We start from the raw sequence: 6,293 nt of genomic DNA on the forward strand, positions 1-6,293 counted from the left end.
GAAATGGTGCCCAGGAGAGGACTCGAACCTCCACGCCCTTGCGAGCGCCAGCACCTGAAGCTGGTGCGTCTACCAATTCCGCCACCTGGGCACAGATCGTTGGGATTTGCGGTAGGGGGCGGCGCTTAAGGGCGGCGCTCCCGCCTTGTCAACGCTGGTGATCCTCCCGCTCGCCGTCGCCGGCGTTGCCGGGCTCGAAATCGAGAATGTCGCCGGGCTTGCAGTCGAGCGCGGTGCAGATCGCCTCGAGGGTCGAGAAGCGGATGCCCTTGACCTTGCCCGACTTGAGCAGCGACAAATTGGCTTCGGTAATGCCGATGTCGGCAGCCAGCTCCTTTGAGCGCATCTTGCGCAGCGCCAGCATGACGTCCAGCCGGACGATCACGGGCATCAGACAATCTCCCGCATTTCAGCTTCGATTTCGCGCGCCCGCTCGAGCAGCCGGGCAAGCAGAAACAGCAGCACGGTAATGCCGAGCGTCAGCAACTGGCGGAAGTCGAGGACAAAGGCGAGTTGGTGGCTACCGGTCGCCGCGACATTGAAGAAAGCAAGCAGGGTCGGGGCGACCAGGCCGAACAGCGCCAGCAGCAACAGCCACCAGGCGAAGCTGCGGAACCGGCGAATGACCTCGACCGAGAACAGCTCGCCCGTTTGGATCAAGCGCAGCATTTGCGTCAGGCGCAGAAGCGCGACCAGCAGGAGCGACACCGTCCCGATGCCGACCATGCGCCCGACCCCCGGTGAATCCTCGTGGAGGCGGTATTCGATGTGTGCCCCGCCAAACTGAAGGTCGAACCGCGCCGCGACGTACAACACCAGCATCACAGCGATCGTAGCGAACACGCCCCAACGCAGGCGCGCCGCCGCTTTTGTAATGCCCTGATCCATGTCTCGCTTGACTTTCTTTCTGTAAAACAATATTTTCTTGTCATATTACGGCAGAAGTGCAGGAGCGACAAGATGTTTGCAATGAAGACGATATTGTGGAGCGGTGCGGGAATCCTCGCCTTGGCCGGAGCGCTTGCCTTGGCCCATCCCGGCCACGCGCCGATTGTGCCGCCGGTCGTCAGTTTCAGCGCCGCGCAGCAGACGCTTCCGTTCGATCTCTATCGGGGCAACCGGATCATCACCCAAGCGCGGATCAACGGACACGAAACATCGGTCTTTTTGGATACCGGGGCGGGGGCAACCACTGTCGATCGCGCCTTTGCCCGCTCGATCGGATTGCCCGCGGGGGTCAAGATCAAAGCCGTCGGCACGGGCGGACCGACCGAGGCAGAACTGGTGTCCGGGGTTACCTTGCAACTCGGCGGCATGCGGTTTGACAAGATGACGGTCGCGGTGATGGACCTGCAGCCGGTCGCCAAAGGCATCGGTCGGCCGATGAACGTGATTCTGGGGCGCGAATTCTTCAATTCCGCCGTCGTGTCGATCAACTGGGCCGCCAGCACGTTGACCGTCATCGCGCCCAAGTCGTTCACGCCGCCCCGGGACGCGGTGGCGATTCCGCTCGGCACCACGGGGCCGTTTCACACCGTGCCGCTTAGCGTCGCCGGCGGGCCCGAAATCACCGCGATGCTCGATGTTGGCAACGGCGGCACCGTCTCTTTGCCCCGTGCCTATTGGGAGCAGCGCGCCGATCTCGCCAACCTGCCCTTCGCGGACAGCCGCGGCGGGGGCGTTGGCGGGCTCCACAAGCTCCGGGCGGTAACTCTGCCGCAGGTGGTCTTCGGCGGCCGCACGTTCGCCAATGTGCCGGCCGAGCTTGGCGAAGCCGACGAGCATGAGCCAAACCGCATCGCCAATGTCGGCATCGGCATGCTGCAGCAGTTTCGCGTGACGCTCGATCTCGGCCACTCGCAGCTATATTTGGCGCCTGGCGCCAATGCCGAATGGCTGCGCGATCGCAGCGGCGCGCGCTTCGATCTTGCCGGCGACCGCTTGAAGGTCGCGTTCGTCAGTCCATTTGGCCCCGCGGCCCGCGCTGGCCTGAAGCTGGGTGACGAGATCGTCGCTGTCGACGGGCAACATGTGGATTCGCATTATTATGACCGGGCGGACTGGAGCCGCGGTCAGGCTGGCCGCGCGGTCGCGCTGCAACGCATCGACGGCAGCGTCGTGACGGTAACCCTCGCCGACTATTATTGACCGCGGCTAGCTTCCCCCGCTTGTCAACGCCGAGCTGGGGGAGCTAGGGCGGCGCCATGCTTGAGCACGCCCAAGAGCTGGTCACGGTATTCGGCGGCAGCGGATTCATTGGCCGCTATGTGTGTGAAAGACTGATGCAAAGCGGCGTCCGGGTCCGCGTCGCCACGCGCCAGCCGCGCTTGGCGTATTTCATCCAGCCGCTGGGTCATGTCGGCCAGTTGGGCGTCGTTCGCACCAACATCGCCAACGCCAAAAGCGTCGCTCGCGCGGTGGAGGGCGCGACCGCCGTCATCAACCTTATCGGCGTGCTCAAGGGCAATTTCCACGCGGTCCAGGTGACCGGCGCCAAGCATATCGCCGAAGCCGCGCGCGACGCCGGCGCGACGTCGCTGGTCCATGTCTCGGCAATCGGCGCCGATCCCCAGTCGCCGTCCGCCTACGGCCGGTCCAAGGGCGAGGGCGAGGAGGCGGTCCGTGCCGCCTTCCCGACCGCGACCATCCTCCGCCCGTCGCTAGTGTTCGGACCCGAGGATCAACTCACCAACCGCTTTGCCAGCCTGGCGAGCTTGCCGTTTCTGCCGGTGATCGCCGCCCAACGCAACTTCCAGCCGGTCTATGTGCGCGACCTTGCCGACGCGATCGCCAAGGCCGCGCTCGATCCCGGCCAATTTGGCGGCACGACCTATGACATCGGCGGCCCGCAAGTGATGACCATGCGCGAGTTGAATGCCGCGGTCCTCGCCGCCAGCGGCCAATCGACCGAACTTATCGACATGCCCGATTTCGTCGCCGCGTCGCTGTCGCGGGTCGGCTGGCTGCCGGGTTCGCCGCTGACCCGCGATCAGTGGCTGATGCTGCAGCAAGACAATGTCGTCGCGGACGGGTCGCCGGGCCTCGACGCGTTCGGCATTAAGCCGACGCCGCTGGGCGCGGTCGCCCACGAATGGCTTAGCCGCTTCCACAAGGGCGGCCGCTTTGCCCGCCGCGTCAATTTAACCGCGAGCAACTAGATGCCAATCCTGCTGATCGCCCTTATCCTCGGCATCGTCGAAGGCGTTACCGAGTTCCTGCCGGTGTCCTCGACCGGCCACCTGATTCTCGCCAGCACCTTGCTCGGTTACGATGCCGAGCGCTGGGCCGCATTCAATGTCATCATCCAATTGGGCGCAATCCTCGCCATCGTCGTGCTCTATTGGCGCACCTTTTGGGCGGTGCTGGTCGGACTGTTCGGCGGTCAGCCGATGTCGCTGCGGTTCGTCCGCAACATCCTCGTCGCCTTCCTGCCCTCGGCAATCCTCGGCTTCCTGCTGATCAACAATATCGAGGCGCTGCTCGGCAATGCTGTGGTCGTCGCCATTGCCTTCATCGTCGGCGGCATCGCCATCCTGGTGATCGAGCGAACGGTCAAGCCGGGCAAGATTGTCGGCGTCGCCGAACTGCCGCTTGGCCGGGTCATCGGCATCGGCTTGATCCAGTGCCTCGCCATGATCCCCGGCGTCAGCCGCTCGGGCGCGACGATCCTCGGCGGCCTGTCGCTCGGCGTCGAGCGGCGCACCGCGGCCGAGTTCAGCTTCTTCCTCGCCATCCCGACGATGGTCGGCGCGACCGTGCTCGAATTCGCCAAGCATCGCGACACGCTGATGGCGGGCGCCGGCGGGGTCGGGTTCGGGGCGGTCGCGGTCGGATTCGTGGTCAGTTTCGTCGTGGCGATCGTGGTTGTCCGCGGCTTCGTCCATTATATTTCGCGCCACGGTTTCGCGCCGTTCGCCTGGTACCGGATCATCGCCGGCGGCGCCGCTCTGGTCTGGCTCGGCATGCGGTGATTTATTTTGCGCTTGAGAGGTGCTAAGCTGTTCTTATAGAAGGCAATGACCGAGTCCTTGAGGAGTAAGGTAATGCGCGCGTTCCAGCTCATTCTGCCACTCGCATTGATGGCCAGCCCGGCGCTGGCACAAACTCGGCCGACTCCGCCGCCTGAGACGATCACCGTCCCGCCCGAGCTTACCGACCCGGCGATGGCCGACCGGCTCGGCGGCATGATGCAGGCACTGTCAAAGGCCTTCCTCAACTTGCCGGTGGGCGAGATTGAAGCGGCGGCCGAAGGCCGGCCAGCAACTCGGGCCGACCGCAATCGCACCATCGGCGACCTTGGTCGCCAGCATGATCCCAACTTCGAACAACATCTCGACCGCGATATCGAAGCGAGCCGCGGCGCCGTGCAGGCCAGCATGAAGGCCTTCACTGCCGCCCTTCCGGCCGTGACCAGGAGCATCGCCGAAGCCCGCCGCGCCATCGAGCAAGCCACCGCGAACCTGCCTAGCCCGGTTTATCCGCGGCGCTAGCACGCGCGCCTAGACGCCCGCGCTCGTCGCGTTAAAGCGGGGACTTGATGTGGCAGCTGTTCCAATTCCCGTTGTGCCCGTTCTCGCGCAAGGTCCGGCTGGTGCTGGCCGAGAAGGGCGTCGCGCATGAACTGGTGCGCGAAAACCCGTGGGAGCGGCGCGACGAATTCATCGACTTGAACCCGGCCGGCGAGACGCCGGTGATGGTCGATCCCGAGGCCGGCATCACGCTGATCGGCAGTCAGCCGATCGTCGAATAGTTCGAGGAGACGGTCGAGCGAATGCCGATGATCCACGGCAATGCCGTCCTCCGCGCCGAGATCCGCCGCTTGTCCTTATGGTTCGATGAGAAGCTGTTCCGCGAAGTTGTCGAGCCGCTGATGAACGAGCGCATGAGGAAGCGGCTGGTCAGCCGCGAATCGCCCGACACTCGCATCCTCCGCGATGCGATGCGAATCGCCAATGGCCACCTCGATTATGTCGATTATCTGCTCGACCACCGCCGCTGGCTCGCCGGCCCCGGCCTCAGCCTCGCCGATTTCACCGCCGCGGCACATCTGTCGGTGGTCGACTATCTCGGCGCGCTCGACTGGCGCGGGCACAAGCAGACCAAGGACTGGTACGCCGTCATGAAGTCGCGCCCATGCTTCCGGCCTTTGCTCGGCGAGCGGATGGAAGTCATCGTTCCACCAGCCCATTACGATAAAGTGGATTTCTAGCGGCCTGGCGTAATCGGACGCAGCTTGAAGCCGGTGATTTTGGCGCCAAAGTCGCACTGGAATGACTGGCGCTGCTTGCCGTCGTCGACCGTCCCCCAGACGATGATCTTGCTGATGCTGTGCTGCTCGACGTCGATGACGTGGACCACGCCATAATGTGCCGCATAGGCCTCGCAGGCTTGCTTGGCCTCGAGTTGCAAATTCGCATTGCTTTGTGGCGCTCCTCGCGCGCCTTGGACCGCCATGCCGGCGGCACTCGCGACCATGCCGGCGACGCATCCGCTGAGGGCGAGCCCGCTCGCCAGCAACAATGATATGCGCTTCATACGGCGATCGCCGCGACCAAATAATTCAGCCGCAGATCCTCGCTCAAATGCAGCCCGCGCGTCGGGCTCCAGGCGATGCCTTCGGTGTCGAAGCATTTGAGGCCGGCGTTTTTGAGCAGCTGCTCGAGCTCCTCGGGCGGGATGAAGGCATCGAAATCATGCGTCCCCTTGGGGATGCGGCCGAACCCCTCCGCCAGCGTGATGGTCAGCAGCTTCGACCATTCGGTCCGGTTAGGGGTCGAAATGATGAGCAAACCGCCGGGCGCCAGCCGCTGGGCCAGCGCGTCGATAAACGCTTGCGGCTCGGCCACATGCTCGATCACTTCCAGCGAGGTGACGAGGTCGAACTGGCCGTCCAAATTCTCGACCGCCGCGGCGCGATAGTCGATCGCCAGCCCCTGCCGCGCCGCATGGTCGCGGGCGACGGCGATCAGTTCGGGCGCAGCGTCGATCGCGGCGACTTGCGCCCCCAGACGGGCTAGCGGCTCGGCCAGCAACCCGGCGCCACACCCGACGTCCAAGGCGCTCTTCCCTTGCAAAGGAGTCCGGCTCGTCTCGTCGAGCTGCCAATGTTGGTTGAGCCGATCGCGGATGTAGCCCAGCCGCACCGGGTTCAACTTGTGCAGCATCGCCGAGGCGCCGTCCGGGTCCCACCAATCGCCGGCCATCGCCCCAAAGTGCGCGGCCTCCTCGGCCAGGATGCTTGTCTTCGCCATGCGCGCTTCCTAACAGGACCGCGCCTTTCACCCAAGGAGCCG

Annotated in this window: 8 protein-coding genes, 1 tRNA gene and 1 pseudogene; 5 read left to right on the top strand and 5 right to left on the bottom strand. The window is 64.7% G+C overall.

Annotated elements, in window-relative coordinates; genetic code table 11:
- Nucleotides 1-4 precede the first annotated feature (4 nt).
- The 3 genes from RMO25_RS11045 to RMO25_RS11055 form a co-directional block, all read right to left on the bottom strand.
- Nucleotides 5-91, bottom strand: a tRNA-Leu gene (locus RMO25_RS11045).
- A 57-nt stretch (nt 92-148) separates the two neighbouring features.
- Nucleotides 149-391: a helix-turn-helix transcriptional regulator gene (locus RMO25_RS11050; RefSeq protein WP_309662655.1), complete on the bottom strand. Its 243-nt coding sequence runs from the start codon at nt 389-391 to the stop codon at nt 149-151.
- Nucleotides 391-888, bottom strand: coding sequence for a DUF2975 domain-containing protein (locus RMO25_RS11055; RefSeq protein ID WP_309662656.1), 498 nt, complete (start codon nt 886-888; stop codon nt 391-393). The genes RMO25_RS11050 and RMO25_RS11055 overlap by 1 nt, the downstream gene beginning before the upstream one ends.
- Before the next feature lie 72 nt (nt 889-960).
- Here RMO25_RS11055 and RMO25_RS11060 point away from each other — a divergent pair, with 72 nt between their 5' ends.
- The 5 genes and pseudogenes from RMO25_RS11060 to RMO25_RS11080 all read left to right on the top strand — a co-directional run bounded on the left by RMO25_RS11060 (nt 961) and on the right by RMO25_RS11080 (nt 5,209).
- Complete coding sequence (locus tag RMO25_RS11060; RefSeq protein WP_309662657.1) at nt 961-2,148, top strand: aspartyl protease family protein; 1,188 nt, start codon at nt 961-963, stop codon at nt 2,146-2,148.
- 56 nt (nt 2,149-2,204) lie between these two features.
- Entirely contained in the window at nt 2,205-3,158 is a 954-nt protein-coding gene (locus RMO25_RS11065; RefSeq protein WP_309662658.1) for a complex I NDUFA9 subunit family protein, read from the top strand.
- A complete protein-coding gene (locus tag RMO25_RS11070) occupies nt 3,159-3,971 on the top strand; it encodes an undecaprenyl-diphosphate phosphatase (RefSeq protein WP_309662659.1) in 813 nt (270 codons plus the stop codon).
- Between the two features lie 72 nt (nt 3,972-4,043).
- Nucleotides 4,044-4,490: a hypothetical protein gene (locus RMO25_RS11075; protein ID WP_309662660.1), complete on the top strand. Its 447-nt coding sequence runs from the start codon at nt 4,044-4,046 to the stop codon at nt 4,488-4,490.
- Between the two features lie 47 nt (nt 4,491-4,537).
- Nucleotides 4,538-5,209 (top strand): annotated as a pseudogene (locus RMO25_RS11080) (glutathione S-transferase family protein).
- On the opposite strand, the gene RMO25_RS11085 reads toward RMO25_RS11080, so the two are convergent.
- On the bottom strand, nt 5,206-5,535 hold the full coding sequence (locus RMO25_RS11085) for a hypothetical protein (RefSeq protein ID WP_309662661.1): 330 nt from the start codon (nt 5,533-5,535) through the stop codon (nt 5,206-5,208). The pseudogene RMO25_RS11080 and the gene RMO25_RS11085 sit on opposite strands and share 4 nt — an antisense overlap.
- Nucleotides 5,532-6,251 carry a bifunctional 2-polyprenyl-6-hydroxyphenol methylase/3-demethylubiquinol 3-O-methyltransferase UbiG gene (ubiG, locus tag RMO25_RS11090; RefSeq protein WP_309662662.1) on the bottom strand — a complete coding sequence of 240 codons (720 nt, stop codon included), beginning with the start codon at nt 6,249-6,251 and terminating at the stop codon, nt 5,532-5,534. The genes RMO25_RS11085 and ubiG overlap by 4 nt, the downstream gene beginning before the upstream one ends.
- Nucleotides 6,252-6,293: the final 42 nt, after the last annotated feature.

The organism is Sphingomonas sp. (assembly GCF_031361285.1).
In the GTDB taxonomy this organism is placed as follows: Bacteria; Pseudomonadota; Alphaproteobacteria; order Sphingomonadales; family Sphingomonadaceae; genus Sphingomicrobium.

Excerpts from the sequence above, each read along its gene's own strand:
- RMO25_RS11050 (WP_309662655.1), bottom strand. The coding sequence starts at position 391 with ATGCCCGTGATCGTCCGGCTGGACGTCATGCTGGCGCTGCGCAAGATG.
- RMO25_RS11055 (WP_309662656.1), bottom strand. The coding sequence starts at position 888 with ATGGATCAGGGCATTACAAAAGCGGCGGCGCGCCTGCGTTGGGGCGTG.
- RMO25_RS11060 (WP_309662657.1), top strand. The coding sequence starts at position 961 with ATGTTTGCAATGAAGACGATATTGTGGAGCGGTGCGGGAATCCTCGCC.
- RMO25_RS11065 (WP_309662658.1), top strand. The coding sequence starts at position 2,205 with ATGCTTGAGCACGCCCAAGAGCTGGTCACGGTATTCGGCGGCAGCGGA.
- RMO25_RS11070 (WP_309662659.1), top strand. The coding sequence starts at position 3,159 with ATGCCAATCCTGCTGATCGCCCTTATCCTCGGCATCGTCGAAGGCGTT.
- RMO25_RS11075 (WP_309662660.1), top strand. The coding sequence starts at position 4,044 with ATGCGCGCGTTCCAGCTCATTCTGCCACTCGCATTGATGGCCAGCCCG.
- RMO25_RS11085 (WP_309662661.1), bottom strand. The coding sequence starts at position 5,535 with ATGAAGCGCATATCATTGTTGCTGGCGAGCGGGCTCGCCCTCAGCGGA.
- ubiG (WP_309662662.1), bottom strand. The coding sequence starts at position 6,251 with ATGGCGAAGACAAGCATCCTGGCCGAGGAGGCCGCGCACTTTGGGGCG.